17 protein-coding genes and 2 tRNA genes are annotated in these 16,005 nt (G+C 60.4%); 13 read left to right on the plus strand and 6 right to left on the minus strand.

What is annotated here, in order from left to right; all coding sequences use genetic code 11:
• The first annotated feature begins 62 nt into the window (after window positions 1-62).
• From upp to NAV32_RS16425, 3 genes are all read left to right on the plus strand, one after another.
• Window positions 63-701, plus strand: a complete 639-nt coding sequence (upp, locus tag NAV32_RS16415; protein WP_256053868.1) for a uracil phosphoribosyltransferase — start codon at window positions 63-65, stop codon at window positions 699-701.
• Window positions 702-703: 2 nt separating this feature from the next.
• Window positions 704-1,969 (plus strand): uracil-xanthine permease family protein, encoded by a 1,266-nt coding sequence (locus NAV32_RS16420; protein ID WP_256053869.1) that lies wholly within the window; start codon window positions 704-706, stop codon window positions 1,967-1,969.
• A 112-nt stretch (window positions 1,970-2,081) separates the two neighbouring features.
• Complete coding sequence (locus NAV32_RS16425; RefSeq protein ID WP_256053870.1) at window positions 2,082-2,402, plus strand: YkgJ family cysteine cluster protein; 321 nt, start codon at window positions 2,082-2,084, stop codon at window positions 2,400-2,402.
• A gap of 107 nt (window positions 2,403-2,509) precedes the next feature.
• On the opposite strand, the gene NAV32_RS16430 is transcribed toward NAV32_RS16425, so the two are convergent.
• The 6 genes from NAV32_RS16430 to hemA all read right to left on the minus strand — a co-directional run bounded on the left by NAV32_RS16430 (window position 2,510) and on the right by hemA (window position 7,961).
• Window positions 2,510-3,028 carry an acyloxyacyl hydrolase gene (locus NAV32_RS16430; protein WP_256053871.1) on the minus strand — a complete coding sequence of 173 codons (519 nt, stop codon included), beginning with the start codon at window positions 3,026-3,028 and terminating at the stop codon, window positions 2,510-2,512.
• A gap of 86 nt (window positions 3,029-3,114) precedes the next feature.
• The gene (gene murI / locus NAV32_RS16435) at window positions 3,115-3,906 is read right to left on the minus strand and encodes a glutamate racemase (protein ID WP_256053872.1); all 792 of its coding nucleotides are present in this window, start codon (window positions 3,904-3,906) and stop codon (window positions 3,115-3,117) included.
• Window positions 3,899-4,654: a molybdopterin-synthase adenylyltransferase MoeB gene (locus NAV32_RS16440; RefSeq protein WP_256053873.1), complete on the minus strand. Its 756-nt coding sequence runs from the start codon at window positions 4,652-4,654 to the stop codon at window positions 3,899-3,901. Before NAV32_RS16440 ends, murI begins: the two co-directional genes overlap by 8 nt.
• Before the next feature lie 30 nt (window positions 4,655-4,684).
• A complete protein-coding gene (prmC, locus tag NAV32_RS16445) occupies window positions 4,685-5,512 on the minus strand; it encodes a peptide chain release factor N(5)-glutamine methyltransferase (protein ID WP_256053874.1) in 828 nt (275 codons plus the stop codon).
• 101 nt (window positions 5,513-5,613) lie between these two features.
• Window positions 5,614-6,696: a peptide chain release factor 1 gene (gene prfA / locus NAV32_RS16450; protein ID WP_256053875.1), complete on the minus strand. Its 1,083-nt coding sequence runs from the start codon at window positions 6,694-6,696 to the stop codon at window positions 5,614-5,616.
• Complete coding sequence (hemA, locus tag NAV32_RS16455; protein ID WP_256053876.1) at window positions 6,693-7,961, minus strand: glutamyl-tRNA reductase; 1,269 nt, start codon at window positions 7,959-7,961, stop codon at window positions 6,693-6,695. The genes prfA and hemA overlap by 4 nt, the downstream gene beginning before the upstream one ends.
• A 182-nt stretch (window positions 7,962-8,143) precedes the next feature.
• On the opposite strand from hemA, the gene NAV32_RS16460 reads away from it, so the two are divergent.
• The 10 genes from NAV32_RS16460 to NAV32_RS16505 all read left to right on the plus strand — a co-directional run bounded on the left by NAV32_RS16460 (window position 8,144) and on the right by NAV32_RS16505 (window position 15,969).
• Window positions 8,144-9,871, plus strand: a complete 1,728-nt coding sequence (locus NAV32_RS16460; protein ID WP_256053877.1) for a tetratricopeptide repeat protein — start codon at window positions 8,144-8,146, stop codon at window positions 9,869-9,871.
• Window positions 9,872-9,874: 3 nt separating this feature from the next.
• Complete coding sequence (gene lolB / locus NAV32_RS16465; RefSeq protein ID WP_256053878.1) at window positions 9,875-10,495, plus strand: lipoprotein insertase outer membrane protein LolB; 621 nt, start codon at window positions 9,875-9,877, stop codon at window positions 10,493-10,495.
• Window positions 10,495-11,355 (plus strand): 4-(cytidine 5'-diphospho)-2-C-methyl-D-erythritol kinase, encoded by an 861-nt coding sequence (ispE, locus tag NAV32_RS16470; RefSeq protein ID WP_256053879.1) that lies wholly within the window; start codon window positions 10,495-10,497, stop codon window positions 11,353-11,355. Before lolB ends, ispE begins: the two co-directional genes overlap by 1 nt.
• A gap of 18 nt (window positions 11,356-11,373) precedes the next feature.
• Window positions 11,374-11,448: transfer RNA gene (locus tag NAV32_RS16475), tRNA-Gln, on the plus strand.
• 47 nt (window positions 11,449-11,495) lie between these two features.
• Window positions 11,496-11,570 (plus strand) — tRNA-Gln (locus NAV32_RS16480).
• Between the two features lie 82 nt (window positions 11,571-11,652).
• Complete coding sequence (locus tag NAV32_RS16485; protein WP_181086806.1) at window positions 11,653-12,594, plus strand: ribose-phosphate diphosphokinase; 942 nt, start codon at window positions 11,653-11,655, stop codon at window positions 12,592-12,594.
• Between the two features lie 123 nt (window positions 12,595-12,717).
• Window positions 12,718-13,335: a 50S ribosomal protein L25/general stress protein Ctc gene (locus NAV32_RS16490; protein ID WP_256053880.1), complete on the plus strand. Its 618-nt coding sequence runs from the start codon at window positions 12,718-12,720 to the stop codon at window positions 13,333-13,335.
• A gap of 35 nt (window positions 13,336-13,370) precedes the next feature.
• Window positions 13,371-13,955: an aminoacyl-tRNA hydrolase gene (gene pth, locus NAV32_RS16495; protein WP_256053881.1), complete on the plus strand. Its 585-nt coding sequence runs from the start codon at window positions 13,371-13,373 to the stop codon at window positions 13,953-13,955.
• Between the two features lie 39 nt (window positions 13,956-13,994).
• Window positions 13,995-15,095, plus strand: a complete 1,101-nt coding sequence (ychF, locus tag NAV32_RS16500) for a redox-regulated ATPase YchF (protein ID WP_256053882.1) — start codon at window positions 13,995-13,997, stop codon at window positions 15,093-15,095.
• A 175-nt stretch (window positions 15,096-15,270) separates the two neighbouring features.
• Complete coding sequence (locus tag NAV32_RS16505) at window positions 15,271-15,969, plus strand: DNA-3-methyladenine glycosylase (RefSeq protein ID WP_256053883.1); 699 nt, start codon at window positions 15,271-15,273, stop codon at window positions 15,967-15,969.
• The last annotated feature ends 36 nt before the right edge of the window (window positions 15,970-16,005 follow it).

A 16,005-nucleotide genomic window follows, 5' to 3' on the forward strand; every position in this document is an offset into this window, starting at 1 on the left:
AATAGCGGCTACCCCTGTGATGCATTAATCTACGCCGGTTTATTCGACCGCCGGAGCCAGCCATGTCCATTCGAGAAATTCGCCACCCGCTTATTCGCCACAAACTTGGGCTGATGCGCCGGGCAGATATCAGCACCAAGAACTTCCGCGAACTGGCGCAGGAGGTTGGATCGATCCTGACATACGAGGCCACCCGCGATCTGCCACTGGAGAGTTACAGCATCGATGGCTGGTGCGGTCCGGTTCAGGTGGAGAAGATATCCGGCAAGAAGATCACCGTGGTGCCCATTCTACGTGCTGGCATCGGCATGCTCGACGGTGTACTCAGCCTGATCCCCGGCGCCAAGGTCAGTGCTGTCGGTATTGCACGCAATGAAGAAACCCTGCAGGCGCATACCTATCTGGAGCGTCTGGTGGACGATCTCGACCAACGCCTGGCGATGATCATCGACCCGATGCTGGCTACTGGCGGGTCCATGGTGGCAACCATCGACATGCTGAAGAAAGCCGGCTGCAAGGAAATCCGCGCACTGGTGCTGGTCGCCGCGCCCGAAGGCATCCGGGCCGTGGAGCAGGCTCATCCGGACGTCATCATCTACACCGCCTCGATAGATGAACGCCTGGACGAACACGGTTACATCGTGCCCGGCCTTGGTGATGCCGGCGATAAACTTTTCGGCACCAAGCAGAAGGACATCTGAGCATGTCGCAAGCCATGGAAGAACCCCTCGGCCGGCAAGTGCTGGCCGGCGCGCAAATGCTGTTTGTCGCCTTTGGCGCACTGGTATTGATGCCACTGATCACCGGGATGGACCCCAACGTGGCGCTGTTTACCGCCGGGATCGGCACCCTGCTGTTTCAACTCGTCACCAAGCGCCAGGTGCCGGTTTTCCTGGCATCGAGTTTCGCCTTTATCGCACCGATCATCGCCGCCAAAGCCGATTTCGGCCTGCCCGCTGTACTCGGTGGGGTGGTTGCGGCAGGCATCGTCTATATCCTTCTCGGTTTTGCGGTGCAGTTGAAAGGCCCTGGCTTTATCGACCGCCTGCTGCCCCCGGTGGTCATCGCCCCGGTCATCATTTCAATTGGCCTGGCACTTTCGCCGGTTGCGGTGAACATGGCGATGGGCAAGGCCGGTGATGGCAGTGCACAGCTGATCCCTTACGAAACGGCCATGCTGATCTCGATGCCGGCCCTGCTGACCACGCTGCTGGTCGCCGTGCTGGGCCGCGGACTGTTCCGTCTGGTGCCGATCCTTGCGGGTGTTGCGGTGGGTTACGGCCTTTGCTTCGCTTTCGGTGTCGTGGACACCAGTGGCATCGCCGCCGCACCCTGGCTGGCAATACCGAACTTCGTCGCTCCGGAGTTTCACTGGGGTGCCATTCTGTTCATGGTCCCGGTAGCCTTGGCTCCTGCCATCGAACACATCGGCGGCGTGGTGGCAATTGGCGGCGTGACGGGCAAGAACTTCATCAAGAAGCCGGGCCTGCACCGCACGCTGCTGGGCGATGGCCTGGCCACCTCAGCGGCAGGCCTGTTCGGCGGGCCGCCCAACACCACCTACGCGGAAGTCACTGGCGCGGTGATGCTGACGAAAAACTACAATCCGAAGATCATGACCTGGGCCGCTGGTTTCGCCATCGTCCTGGCCTTCATCGGCAAGTTCGGCGCGGCACTGTTAAGCATTCCGGTACCGGTGATGGGCGGCATTCTCTGCCTGCTGTTCGGCTCGATTGCCGTGGTCGGCCTGAGCACCCTGATCCGCCATCAGGTGGACCTGTCCGAAGCCCGCAACCTCATCATCGTCTCGGTGACGCTGGTGTTCGGCATCGGCGGCATGGTGATCGGCTATGGCGAGTTCAGCCTGTCGGGCATCTCGCTGTGCGCCATCATCGCGCTGGTTCTCAACCTGCTATTGCCTGGCGGTGAAGGCTGGAAGAACAAACAGATCGAAGAGAACAGCGAATAGGTCGGGGCACGCCTAATCCGTGGGAGCGGCTTCAGCCAACGCCACACAACCGCAGTGCCTGATGCATTGCATTCGCGGATAAATCCGCTCCCACAGGTTTTGCACTGGCCGCATGTCCGAAAGTTTTATCCCCCACCAACAACTGCCCTCCTCCAGTATCAGCTGCACCTCATGCGCAGCCTGCTGCTGCCGGCTCGAAGTGCTGCTAATCACTGATACCGGCGTGCCGGAGCGCTTCATCGATGAAGACGCCTGGGGTGGCCAGGTCATGCGGCGCCTGGACGATGGCTGGTGCGCCGCGCTCGATCGGGACAGCATGCGCTGCACCATCTACGAACGACGTCCGCTGATCTGTCGGGAATTCGCGTTGGGGTCGGAAGATTGCCTGGAAGAGCGCAAGGGCTCTGCTTCGGCCTATCGGGAAGATCGCTGAAGCCTGATTCGGCCTGTATTCAAGCAGAAGTTTCGCGGTTGGCGCCGCTCCCACAACACCGAACCCGTGGGAGCGGCTTCAGCCGCGAATATCGGGTATTCGGACTGTCAGAACGACATCCGGTAATGCAGCGAATAGCTCTCGATACCGTCGTTGGGGTTCTTGATGCCGGCATTGGAATAGTGGATCGCACGCACGCCCACTTCATGCCCACCCGCAAAACGCAGACCCGCGCCAATCCGGTCCTCGAACTGGAATGAGGAGCCGAGGTCGTTGTTTTCCACCTCGGTATTCTCGAACGCTGCCACACCAATGCCCAGCTCCACATACGGCTTCACCGAGTCGCCAGCGAATTCGTAAACGAACACCGGGGTCAGCGATATGCTGTGGTTACTTGAGGTTTTGTCACCTTCCCAATAGGTGTAGCCGGCATCCCAGTAACCGGTGAGCCGCCCCACGCTGCTCTGGAACCAGCTTCGGTTGAAGTCGAACTGCGCACCGAGCCGATAGGTCGTCGTCGACTCGCCAGTGCGACCAACGGCAGCGGTAAGATCCAGCGCGTGAACGGCAGCCACCTGACCCAGCGAAACAGCTGCAACCGCAGCAAGGGAGATCAGCTTCTTCATCAGATTTTCCTTATCAAAAATAGGCATCACTTTTGTTGTTTATTGGATGTCACTCAAATACAGAAAACAGGCGCAGCGGGGAGTTCCTAATCAGGATAGTAGGAAACTGTCGCGTCTTCCCCCCAAAGTAACGGTAATACTTGAGCCAATCGATGGGGTTCGCCGCTACTCCAGAAGCGCGTGCCTGGCTCACTGCCAGCCAGCTGATTGCGCTCCATGAGTATTGTTTCGAGCTGGCGCGCCACCGCAGCCCCGGTGTCCACCAAGGTAACCGCAGGCGGCACCATCTCTGCCAGCAGTGGTTTGATAAACGGGTAATGCGTGCAGCCGAGAATCAGTGTATCGCAGCCCTGATCGAGCAATGGCTGGACGAAAGTCGCAAGCAAGGCACGGGTTTTCGGCGAACTCAGATCACCGGCTTCTATGCACTCGACCAGACCGGGACATGGCTGGGTTATGACCCGTACATCACTGGCAAAACGATCAAGCAGCGCCGCAAAGCGTGCGCTTTTCAGAGTGCCGGTCGTAGCCAGAACACCCACCACGCCGCTACGAGTCGCCCTTGCTGCCGGCTTGACGGCCGGCTCCATTCCAACCAGCGGAATCTGCGGATAGCGTTCGCGCAACTCGGCAATACCAGCAGCGGTTGCAGTATTGCAAGCCAGCACCAGCGCCTTGGCGCCCTGCCCCAGCAGAAAGGCGGCAATCAAGCGGCAACGCTCGCGGATGAACTCGGGGCTTTTCTCGCCGTAGGGCACATGCCCGCTGTCGGCCAGATAAAGCAGTGATTCGCGCGGTAGGCGCAGGCGAATCTCGCGCAGTACCGAAAGCCCGCCGACACCTGAATCGAAGACACCAATCGGCGCATTGTCAGCCATGCTGCGGCCCACAGACTGCGCAAGCCGGATCACGCCTGACCTTCAGTTCGCGGAAGCGACTGCCCAGCGCATCAACCAGCAGCAGCCGGCCCACCAGCGGCTCACCGAAGCCGGCCAGCAGCTTCAGGGCTTCAAGCGCCTGCAGGCTACCGATCACGCCAACCACCGGCCCCAGCACTCCGGCCTCGCTGCAGGTCAGCTCGGCTTCACTGCCATGCCCATACAGGCAGTGGTAGCACGGGCTGCTCTCGACGCGCGGATCGAAGACCGACAACTGCCCTTCCAGGCGGATGGCGGCGCCACTGACCAGCGGCTTTTTCGCTGCCACACAGGCGGCGTTGAGCACCTCACGAATGTTGAAGTTGTCGGTGCAGTCCAGGACCAGATCGACCTTGTCGACGACCTCACCGATACAGTCGGCATCCAGCGCAACACGATGCGGCACCAGCCTCACCAGAGGGTTGAGCGCCGATAGCCGCGCGATGGCGGAGTCCACCTTGGGCAGGTCAACCGAGGCGGTTTCGTGCACGATCTGCCGTTGCAGGTTGGTCAGGTCGAGGCTATCGAAATCGGCCAGATGCAATTCGCCCACACCGGCGGCAGCCAGATACAGCGCCACGGGCGAACCCAGCCCGCCCAGCCCGACGATCAGCACGCGGCTCTGCTTGAGCTTCAGCTGGCCGTCGATATCGACCTGCTTCAACAGTATTTGGCGGCTGTAACGCAGCAGCTCGTCATCGCTCAACATGCGACTTCTCCCGTGTGCAGTTGCAATGGATCACTCCAGTCGCCCCAGACTGATGCGCTCGTGACCACCGTAGTCGCGACGGCTTTCCACGGCAACGAAGCCGCCTTCGGAGAGCAGTCCCCGCACCGCCTCGGCCTGGTCGTAGCCATGCTCCAGTAGCAGCCAGCCGGCATTCCGCAAGTAATCCGGCGCCTGGGTGATGATCTGACGAATATCATCCAGACCATCCTCGCCAGCCACCAGGGCGCTGCCCGGCTCGAAGCGTACGTCGCCCTGAGACAGGTGCGGATCGCCGACTGGGATATAGGGTGGGTTGCTGAGGATCAGCTCATAGCGCTGCCCCGCCAGTGCGGAAAACCAGTGGCTTTCATGAAAACGCACATTGCCCAGCCGCAACTGCCGGGCATTGCGCGTGGCCAGGGCCACGGCCTCGGCAACGCGATCCACACCCATCACCTGCCACGCTGGACGCTCACTGGCCAACGCGAGGGCTATCGCGCCGGTACCCGTGCCCAAATCCAGTACCTGAGCGACAGTTGCTGGAAGCAATTGCAAGGTCGTTTCAACCAGCAATTCTGTATCGGCTCGGGGGATCAGCGTGTGCGGTGTGACCTCCAGATCCAGGCTCCAGAATCCCTGGCGCCCAAGAATATAGGCCACCGGCTCGCCACGGCGCCTTCGCTCCAGGTACTGAGCGAAGGCCTGAAGCTGCTCGGCGCTGGGCTCCCGCTCCGGCCAGGTGTGCAAATAGCTGCGCGACTTGTTCAGTGCATGAGCAAGCAGCAGCTCGGCATCCAGCCGGGCGCTCGGCGAGTCGTGCAGATCGCTGTCGTTCAGCAGGGATTCGATGGTAGGCATGTTTCTCTCGTAGGGTGGATCACGTTTCACCGATCCACGGGGGTGGCCATCCACCATGCGGGCTTTCCGGTGGATGAAAAAAGCGTCATCCACCCTACGGGCTAGTCGCCCAGGGCCGCCAGCTGGTCGGCCTGGTATTCCTGCAAGAGCGGCTCGATAACCTGCTCGACCGCGCCACCGACAACTTCAGCGAGCGAGTACAGGGTCAGATTGATTCGGTGATCGGTCACACGACCCTGGGGGAAGTTGTAGGTGCGTATGCGCTCGGAACGATCACCGGAGCCGACCAGCAGTTTGCGCGTATCGGAGATTTCCTTGTGCGCGGCGCTGTCCTGTACGTCCTGCAGCTTGGCTGCCAGCCAGGACATGGCGCGCGCGCGGTTCTTGTGCTGCGAGCGCTCTTCCTGGCATTCGACGACGATACCGCTGGGCAAGTGGGTGATACGCACGGCCGAGTCGGTCTTGTTGATATGCTGGCCGCCGGCACCGGAGGCGCGATACGTATCCACTCGCAAATCAGCAGGGTTGATCTCGATGGCGATCTGCTCGTCCGGTTCCGGCAGCACCGCTACCGTACAGGCCGAGGTATGGATGCGACCCTGGGATTCGGTTTCAGGTACGCGCTGAACGCGGTGAGCCCCGGACTCGAACTTCAGCTTGGCATAGACGTTGTCGCCTTCGACCCGCGAGATCACTTCCTTGTAGCCACCGTGTTCGCCGGGGTTTTCCGACAGGATCTCGACCCGCCAACCCTGCCGTTCGGCATAACGCGAATACATGCGAAACAGGTCGCCGGAAAAGATCGCCGCCTCGTCGCCGCCAGTGCCGGCACGAATTTCCAGGAAGACATTGCGACCGTCCTTGGGGTCCTTTGGTAGCAACATGCGCTGCAGCCGTGCCTCGATTTCATTCAACTGGCCACGGGCTTGCTCGACCTCTTCCGCCGCCATCTCGCGCACATCGGGGTCATTGTCCTTGAGCAGTGCCTGAGCGCCTTCAAGGTCCGATTGCAGCTTGAGGAATTCGCGATAGGCGCCGATGACCGGCTCAACCTCGGCGTATTCCCGGGAATAGGCGCGGAAGCGGGTCTGATCACTGATCACCTCGGCGTCACCCAGTAGCGCGGTCAGTTCTTCGAAGCGGTCCTGCAGGATGTCGAGTTTGTTAAGCAGCGACGCTTTCATGGTTTGTCCGTGTGGTCTTGCAGGGCGAATAGCTCCTGAACGATGCCCAGTGCTTCCACTCGCCCTTCGGCTGAAAGTTTTTTCAGCTGCACGCTGGGCGCGTGAAGCAGTTTGTTGGTCAGGCCGCGCGCCAGTTGAACCAGCACTTCGTCGGCGCCGCTGCCGTTAGCTAACAACCGCTGCGCCTTGCTCAGCTCATCATCACGAATTCGCTCTGCCTGCTGCCGATAGGCCTTGAGCACATCCACCGCAGCCAGCTCGCGCAGCCGCAGCATGAAGTCATCAGTACCGGCGGCAACCAGTTCCTCGGCGGCCATGGCCGCACCCTGACGACTCTTGAGGTTCTCGGCCACCACTTCATGCAAGTCATCGACGGTGTAGAGATAGACGTCCTCCAGCTCACCCACTTGCGGCTCGATATCCCGCGGCACCGCGATATCGACCATGAACATCGGCTTGTGCTTGCGCTTTTTCAGCGCCTGTTCAACGGCACCCTTGCCGAGGATGGGCAGCTGACTGGCAGTGGAGCTGATGACGATGTCGCTGTTGTAAAGCTCCTGGGGGATATCGGCGAGCAGGATGGCATGAGCCCCGAACTGCTCGGCCAGCGCACTGGCACGTTCGAGCGTACGGTTCGCCACGACGATTTTCTTCACGCCCTGCTCGTGCAGGTGACGCGCCACCAGGGTGATGGTTTCGCCTGCACCGATAAGCAAGGCCTGGCTGCGATCCAGATTGGCGAAGATTTGCTTGGCCAGACTGACAGCGGCAAAGGCGACCGATACCGGATTTTCGCCAATGGCGGTATCGGTACGCACGGTCTTTGCGGTACTGAACGTGGCCTGAAACAAACGCCCCAGCAAAGGCCCAAGACTGCCTGCCTCGCGGGCCACGGCATAGGCGGATTTCATCTGGCCGAGAATCTGTGGCTCGCCAAGCACCATTGAGTCGAGCCCTGAGGCGACTCGCATCATGTGCCGCACCGCCTGATCATCGACGTGCACGTAAGCACAGGCCTTTAGATCGTCGAGATTCAGCCGGTGATAAGCGGCCAGCCAGGCGAGTACCTGGTCGGCTTCGACCTGATCCTGCTGCAAATACAGCTCGCTGCGATTGCAGGTCGAAAGAATGGCGGCTTCGCGAGTTGGGGTCACCCGACACAATTGCTGCAGTGCTTCGACCATCTGCTCGGGCGTGAACGCCACACGCTCGCGCACATCTACCGATGCGGTCTTGTGATTAATGCCAAGCGCGATGAAAGCCATGCGGGATCGCTGATTCCAAAACAGAACGCGGGATTCTCCTACTTCGCCTGCTCCAGAACAACCGTTGACCTTCATTGTCTGTACAACAATGGCTCAACCAAATTGCCTCGTGAGCCACCCCATGTGCTTGCCTGACGGCTTGTGTCATCATGCCGCGACCGCAGATCAGCCCTGTATTCTCTATGAAAAAGCTCCTCGTCCTCAGCGCCGCCCTGTTACTCGGCGGTTGCCAAAGCATTTTGCAAAGCACTCCCGAAAGCAGCCCGCCGGTCGAGGAGACGACGCCCGAGCCTGCGACAATCGGCCCTGACGAATATGCGTCATTCAGCAGGGATACACTGTATTCCCTGCTGGTAGCTGAGCTGGCCGGGCAACGCAATCGCTTCGACATTGCGCTGAACAATTATGTCCGCCAGGCCAACGCGACCCAGGATGCAGGCGTCGCTGAGCGCGGCTTTCGCATTGCCGAATACCTGGGTGCCGAGCAGGAAGCGCTTGATACCGCATTGATCTGGGCCGGCAACGCCCCGGACAACCTTGATGCGCAACGGGCCGCCGCTGTACAGCTTGCACGCGCCGGACGCTATGAAGAATCCCTGGCGTTCATGGAAAAGGTGCTGCGCGGCCAGGGCGATACACACTTCGACTTCCTCGCCCTGTCAGCAGCCCAGACTGACCCGGACACGCGCGCCGGCCTGTTGAATAGCTTTGATCAGTTGCTGGCCAAACATCCCGGTAACCCTCAGCTGACGTTTGGCAAGGCGGTACTGCTGCAACAGGACGAGCGTCCCGAAGAGGCTCTGGCGCTACTCGAAGAACAGCCCGCAAGCCAGCAGCAGATACCCTCGACGCTGTTACAGGCACGCTTGCTGCAAATTCTCGAGCGCGGCGATGAAGCCCTTCCCGTGCTGGAAAAAAGCCTGCGACGGCATCCCGAAGACAAACGTCTGCGCCTCACCTATGCGCGCCTGCTGGTGGAGCAGGACCGTCTCGAAGAAGCCATGGGCGAGTTCGCCACGCTGGTCCAGCAGTATCCCGGCGACGACGATCTGCGCTTCTCGATGGCGCTGGTCTGTCTCGAGGCCCAGGCCTGGCGCGAGGCTATCGTCTACCTGCAGGAGCTGATCGACCGCGGCAGCCATGTGGATGCGGCCCACTTCAACCTTGGCCGCGCCTGGCGCGAACTGGGCGAGCAGCAGCTGGCCCTGTCCTCCTTTGCAAACGTCGGCCCTGGTAACGAGTACCTGCCAGCTCAGTTGATGCAGGCCGAGCTGCTGTTTTCCCAGGGACGCCATCAGGAAGCTTCGCAACTGCTGGGCCACGCTCGTGAGCAACAGCCCGATTACGCCATCCAGTTGTATCTCATCGAAATCGAAGCGCTCTCGGGGCAACAGGAGACCGAGCAGGCCTGGCAACTGATCAAACAGGCGCTGGACCAGTTTCCCGAGGATCTGAGCCTGCTCTATACCCGCGCCATGGTTGCTGAGAAGCGGGGTGACCTGAAACAACTCGAACAGGATCTGCGCTTCATCATCGAACGCGAACCGGACAATGCCATGGCACTCAATGCGCTGGGCTACACCTTGGCCGACCGAACCGATCGCCATCGCGAAGCGCTGGAACTTATCGAGCAGGCCTACCAGCTCAACCCCGACGACCCGGCCATTCTCGACAGCCTCGGCTGGGTGAATTTCCGCCTGGGCAATCTGGATCAGGCCGAAGCCCAACTGCGACAGGCGCACGAACGCTTCCCCGACCACGAAGTTGCCGCCCATCTGGGCGAGGTCCTCTGGGTTGCCGGTAAACGGCGCGAAGCACGCTCCATTTGGGCGGAGGCTCTAAAGCAGCAACCGGATAGCCCGATTTTGCGTGAAACCATGAAACGCCTGACCGGCTCGGAGACCCCCTGACCCATGAAGCCGATGCGAAACCTGTTGATCCCGTTGCTTGCCCTACTGCTCGCCGGTTGCGCCGGTTTCGGCCCGCAAGAGTCGCTCGAAGGCCCCGGCAATGCCGAAGCCTGGCAAGCCCACAAAGCGCGAATCAGCCATATCGACGGCTGGCAGATCAGCGGCAAGATAGGTATTCGCGCGCCGCAGGACTCTGGCAGCGGCACTCTTTTCTGGCTGCAGCGCCAGGACTATTTCGACATCCGCCTCTCCGGCCCTCTGGGTCGCGGCGCCACCCGCCTTACCGGTCGCCCTGACGCCGTGACACTGGAAGTTGCCGGGCAGGGGCGCTTCGAAGCGCAATCGCCAGAGGCACTGGTCGAAAGCCAGCTCGGCTGGCAACTCCCGGTATCCCATCTGCTCTGGTGGATTCGCGGCCTGCCTGCACCTGACAGTCGCAGCCGCATCACCCTCGACGGCAGCGGGCGACTGGCCACACTCCAGCAGGACGACTGGGACATTCAGTACCTCAATTACGAGGAAGAGAACGGCCTCGTCCTGCCGTCCCGCATCAAACTGGAAGGCCGAAACCTGCAGATCACCCTGGTCATCAAGGACTGGCAACCGCGCCAGCTTGGTCACTGATGTCAAGACTCACCTTGCCCGCCCCGGCCAAACTCAACCTGATGCTGCACATCACTGGCCGGCGTGCCGATGGCTATCACGAGCTGCAAACGCTTTTCCAGTTTCTCGACTACGGCGACGAACTGACCTTCACGTCCCGCGCCGATGGAGAAATCCATCTACATACCGCCCTACCCGGCGTGGATCACGACAACAACCTGATCGTACGTGCTGCACGCCTGCTGCAATCGCGGAGCGGCTGCAACCAGGGCGCCGATATCCAATTGCTCAAACGCCTGCCCATGGGCGGTGGAATCGGCGGGGGGAGCTCCGATGCTGCGACGACCCTGCTAGGACTCAATCATCTCTGGCAGGCGCGACAGAGCGAAGATTGCCTGGCACAGATCGGACTGACTCTGGGAGCTGACGTCCCCGTCTTCGTCAGGGGCCACGCGGCCTTTGCCGAAGGCATTGGCGAGCGTCTGCAGCCGGTCGAACTGAACGAGCCGTGGTATCTGGTGATCACTCCGCAAGTCTCTGTTAGTACAGCGGAAATATTTTCCGACCCGGAGTTGACACGTAATACCCCCGCCATTACAGTTCGCAGCCTTCTTGCAGGGGGCGGTCATAATGACTGTCAGCCGGTTGTTGAAAAGCGCTATCCGCAAGTGCGTAACGCTTTGAAGTTGTTGGATAAATTTGTTCCAGCAAGAATGACCGGCACTGGAGCTTGTGTGTTTGGAAGCTTTCCAAACCAGAGCGAGGCTGATAAAGTCTGCCGCCAGCTTCCAGCCGATATGCCCGGCTTCGTAGCTCAAGGGCGCAACATTTCGATGTTGCACCGCACGCTCGAAGAACTGGCGCAGGAAGTGAATGCCTAGCATTCGGTTGTACGATACAGGGGCGTCGCCAAGCGGTAAGGCACCAGGTTTTGATCCTGGCATGCGTTGGTTCGAATCCAGCCGCCCCTGCCACAACCCTTCCGGGGTACGTACGATCAGGTTTCTACATGTTGTTCCACAGGGGCGTCGCCAAGCGGTAAGGCACCAGGTTTTGATCCTGGCATGCGTTGGTTCGAATCCAGCCGCCCCTGCCATACACTTGAGAGCTGTTCAAAAAGCCCAGCCTTTTGAACAGCTTTTTGTTTCATCGGACCCACCCTCAGGCAGGTACTGCGCGTGTCCAAGATGATGGTCTTCACGGGGAACGCCAACCCCGACCTGGCACGGCGTGTCGTACGTCAGCTGCATATCCCTCTCGGTGACGCCTACGTCGGAAAGTTCTCCGATGGCGAAATCAGTGTCGAAATCAACGAAAATGTTCGCGGCAAGGACGTCTTCCTGATTCAACCGACCTGCGCACCGACCAATGACAACCTGATGGAACTGGTGGTAATGGCTGACGCCTTCCGCCGCTCCTCCGCCACCCGTATCACTGCCGTGATCCCGTATTTTGGCTACGCCCGTCAGGATCGCCGTCCGCGTTCCGCACGTGTGCCGATCAGCGCCAAGGTCGTGGCCGACATGCTCGATGTGGTGGGCGTCAACCGCGTTCTAACCGTCGATCTGCACGCCGATCAGATCCAGGGTTTCTTCGACATGCCTGTGGATAACATCTACGGCTCGCCGGTCCTGGTCGATGATATTCAGGCGCAGCGCTTCGAGAACCTGATGATCGTCTCACCCGACATTGGTGGTGTGGTACGTGCTCGCGCCGTGGCCAAGTCACTGGGTGTGGATCTTGCGATCATCGACAAGCGTCGGCCAAAGGCCAACCAGTCGGAAGTCATGCACATCATCGGTGATATCGAAGGTCGTACCTGCATCCTCGTCGATGACATGGTCGATACCGCCGGCACCCTGTGCCATGCTGCCACTGCGCTGAAGGACCACGGCGCAGAGAAGGTCTATGCGTATTGTACCCACCCGATTCTGTCGGGTCGCGCCATCGAAAACATCGACGGCTCGGTACTCGACGAACTGGTGGTAACCAATACCATTCCGCTGTCGGCCGCTGCCCAGTCCTGTACCCGTATTCGCCAGCTGGACATTGCGCCAATGGTGGCTGAGGCGGTTCGCCGCATCAGCAATGCTGAATCGATCAGCGCGATGTTCCGCTAGGCCTAGTGCCTGACCCTTCGCGCCGAACGAAAATGTGCCCCGCTACATGCGAGGCTTTTATCCAACCGCCCGATAGTGCTGGTCGCAAGCACATCGGGCGCGTTGCTATCCTGGAGAAACACAATGACTGACTTCAATCTGAATGCCCAAGAGCGTTCCGACCTGGGGAAAGGTGCGAGCCGCCGCCTGCGTCGTAACGCCAACCTCGTACCGGCCGTGATCTACGGTGGCGAAGCTGCGCCGCAATCGATCAGCATTCTGGCCAAAGATCTGGCCAAGATGCTGGAAAATGAAATCGCCTTCAGCAACATCATCACGCTGAACGTCGACGGCCAGAACCAAGACGTCGTGATCAAGGCGCTGCAGCGTCACCCAGCCAAAGGCTTCGTGCTGCATGCTGACTTCCAGCGTGTTATCGCCGGCCAGAAGCTGACCGCGACCGTTCCGGTCCACCTGGTCAACCAGGAAACCGCGATTGGCGTCAAGCAGCAGGGTGGCGAAATCTACCTGAACCTGCCGGATGCTGAAGTTTCCTGCCTGCCGCAAGACCTGCCGGACTTCATCGAAGTCGACATCGCCAACATGGAAGTCGGTCAGGTTCTGCACATGAGCGACCTGAAGCTGCCGCAAGGCGTTACCTTCGTAGCTCTGCAGCATGGCAGTGACCTCCCGGTCGTCAACATTCACGCACCACGCGTGAGCAAGGATGACGCCGAGAAAGAAGAAGGCGCTGCCGAGTAATCCACTCGCAGCCTGCTGAAGGAAGGGCCTCTGTCGTGACTGCCGTACAACTGATCGTCGGCCTGGGTAATCCAGGCCCCGAATACGACCAGACCCGGCATAACGCAGGGGCCCTTTTCGTTGAGCGCCTGGCTGCCGCCAAAGGCGCCAACCTCAGCGTCGATCGCAAATACTTCGGCCTGGTCGGCAAGTTTCGCCATCAGGACCAGGACGTCCGCCTGCTGATCCCCACCACGTTCATGAACCGCAGCGGTCAGGCGGTGGCGGCATTGGCCGGATTTTTTCGAATTTCTCCCGAGGCCATCCTGGTTGCCCACGATGAACTCGACATGCCTCCCGGCGTCGCCAAGCTCAAGCAGGGCGGCGGACACGGAGGGCACAACGGGCTGCGCGATATCATCACCAGGCTCGCCAATCAGAACAACTTCTACCGCCTGCGCCTCGGCATCGGCCACCCTGGACACAGTAGCCAGGTAACCGGCTACGTGCTCGGTCGCGCACCGCAGGCCGAACGGGAGAAGCTGGACGCCAGCATTGATTTCGCCCTCGACGCCCTGCCGGAAATCCTGACCGGCAACTGGACCAAGGCGATGCACAAGCTGCACAGCCAGAAGGCCTGACAGCCCCTTTTTCGATTCATCTGCGAGGGTTTATCACTCATGGGATTCAATTGCGGTATCGTTGGCCTGCCCAACGTCGGCAAGTCCACCCTGTTCAACGCGCTGACCAAATCCGGTATCGCAGCGGAAAACTTCCCCTTCTGCACCATCGAGCCGAACAGCGGCATCGTGCCGATGCCCGATTCGCGCCTCGAGGCGCTGGCAGAGATCGTCAAGCCCGAGCGTGTATTGCCCACGACAATGGAGTTCGTCGACATTGCCGGCCTGGTGGCTGGCGCCTCCAAAGGTGAAGGCCTGGGCAACAAGTTCCTGGCCAACATCCGCGAAACCGACGCCATTGCACATGTGGTGCGCTGCTTCCAGGACGACAACGTCATTCACGTCGCCAACTCGGTCGATCCCAAGCGCGACATCGAGATCATCGACCTGGAACTGATCTTCGCCGACCTCGACAGCTGCGAGAAGCAGCTGCAGAAGGTTACTCGCAATGCCAAGGGCGGGGACAAAGACGCCCTGGCGCAGAAGGCATTATTGGAGAAGCTGATCCCACACTTCACCGAAGGCAAGCCGGCGCGCACCCTGTTGCGCGACATGAGCGCCGACGAGAAGCAGATCGTGCGTGGCTTCCACCTCCTCACCAGCAAGCCGGTGATGTATATCGCCAACGTTGCCGAAGACGGCTTCGAAGACAACCCGCTACTGGACATCGTGCGCGCCATTGCCGACGAAGAAGGCGCCCCGGTAGTGCCGGTGTGCAACAAGATCGAAGCGGAAATCGCAGAACTGGATGACGGTGAAGAGAAGGACATGTTCCTTGAAGCCCTAGGCCTCGAAGAGCCCGGGCTGAACCGCGTGATCCGCGCTGGTTACGAGCTGCTCAACCTGCAGACCTACTTTACTGCCGGCGTGAAGGAAGTGCGCGCCTGGACCGTCAAGGTAGGCGCCACTGCGCCGCAGGCCGCCGCCGTGATTCACACCGACTTTGAGAAGGGCTTCATCCGCGCCGAAGTCATCGCCTACAACGACTTCATCCAGTACAAGGGCGAAGCCGGGGCCAAGGAAGCCGGCAAATGGCGCCTTGAGGGCAAGGAATACATCGTCAAGGACGGCGATGTCATGCACTTCCGCTTTAACGTCTGATACCCGGACGGCACCGCAGCCTTTGAAAGCCCCGTATTGCGGGGCTTTTTGCATTCCGGCGCCGGCATCATCCCATCGGCCATCCATCAGACCGACGGCTGTTTCCCCCGTCGTTACGGACATTCGTCCCGCTGCTGCGGTCGAAAGGGCAGACTTGCCGAAGACGAAGCCCGTGATGAACAACCTTGCCGAGCCGCCCCAGCATCTGCTGGAGGACAGTTTTTTCGACCGGGACGCCCAGCTCGTAGCTCGCGAGTTGTTGGGAATGGTGATTCGCCATTGCGTCGACGGCCTCTGGCTATCGGCCCGCATCATCGAAACCGAGGCCTACTACATCGACGAGAAGGCCAGCCACTCCTCGCTCGGCAACAGCCCATCACGGCGCGCGATGTTCATGCCGGCAGGCCACCTTTATCTCTACTACTCGCGCGGCGGTGACTCGTTGAACTTCAGCGTGCAGGGCGACGGCAACGCGGTATGCATCAAGGCGGGCTACCCTTGGGTTGACTCGCTGTCCTGTGAGGCATCGCTGGAGCGCATGCGCAGCAACAGCCCGGCAGCAGCAGGCGGTCCACGTGCCCTTACCCGGCTCTGCTCCGGCCAGACATTGCTGTGCAAGGCACTGGGGCTCACGGTGAAGGAATGGAACGCGCAGCGCATGGATCACGCCCGGCTGCGCGTTGACGACATCGGTGCGCGCCCGGACATCATCCAGACTACCCGTCTCGGCATCCCGCACGGGCGCGATGAGCACCTGCCCTATCGCTTCGTCGACGCCGGTTTCGCCCAACATTGTACCCGCAACCCGCTACGCCGAAACCAACGCGTAGGCAAGGACTACGTTTTTCTGCAGCGCGATAATCTATCAAGCTAGTGCGGTTACTGCGGAGATCTTGGCGGAATTAATGTG

The organism is Stutzerimonas stutzeri (assembly GCF_024448695.1).
Classification (GTDB): Bacteria; Pseudomonadota; Gammaproteobacteria; order Pseudomonadales; family Pseudomonadaceae; genus Stutzerimonas; species Stutzerimonas stutzeri_T.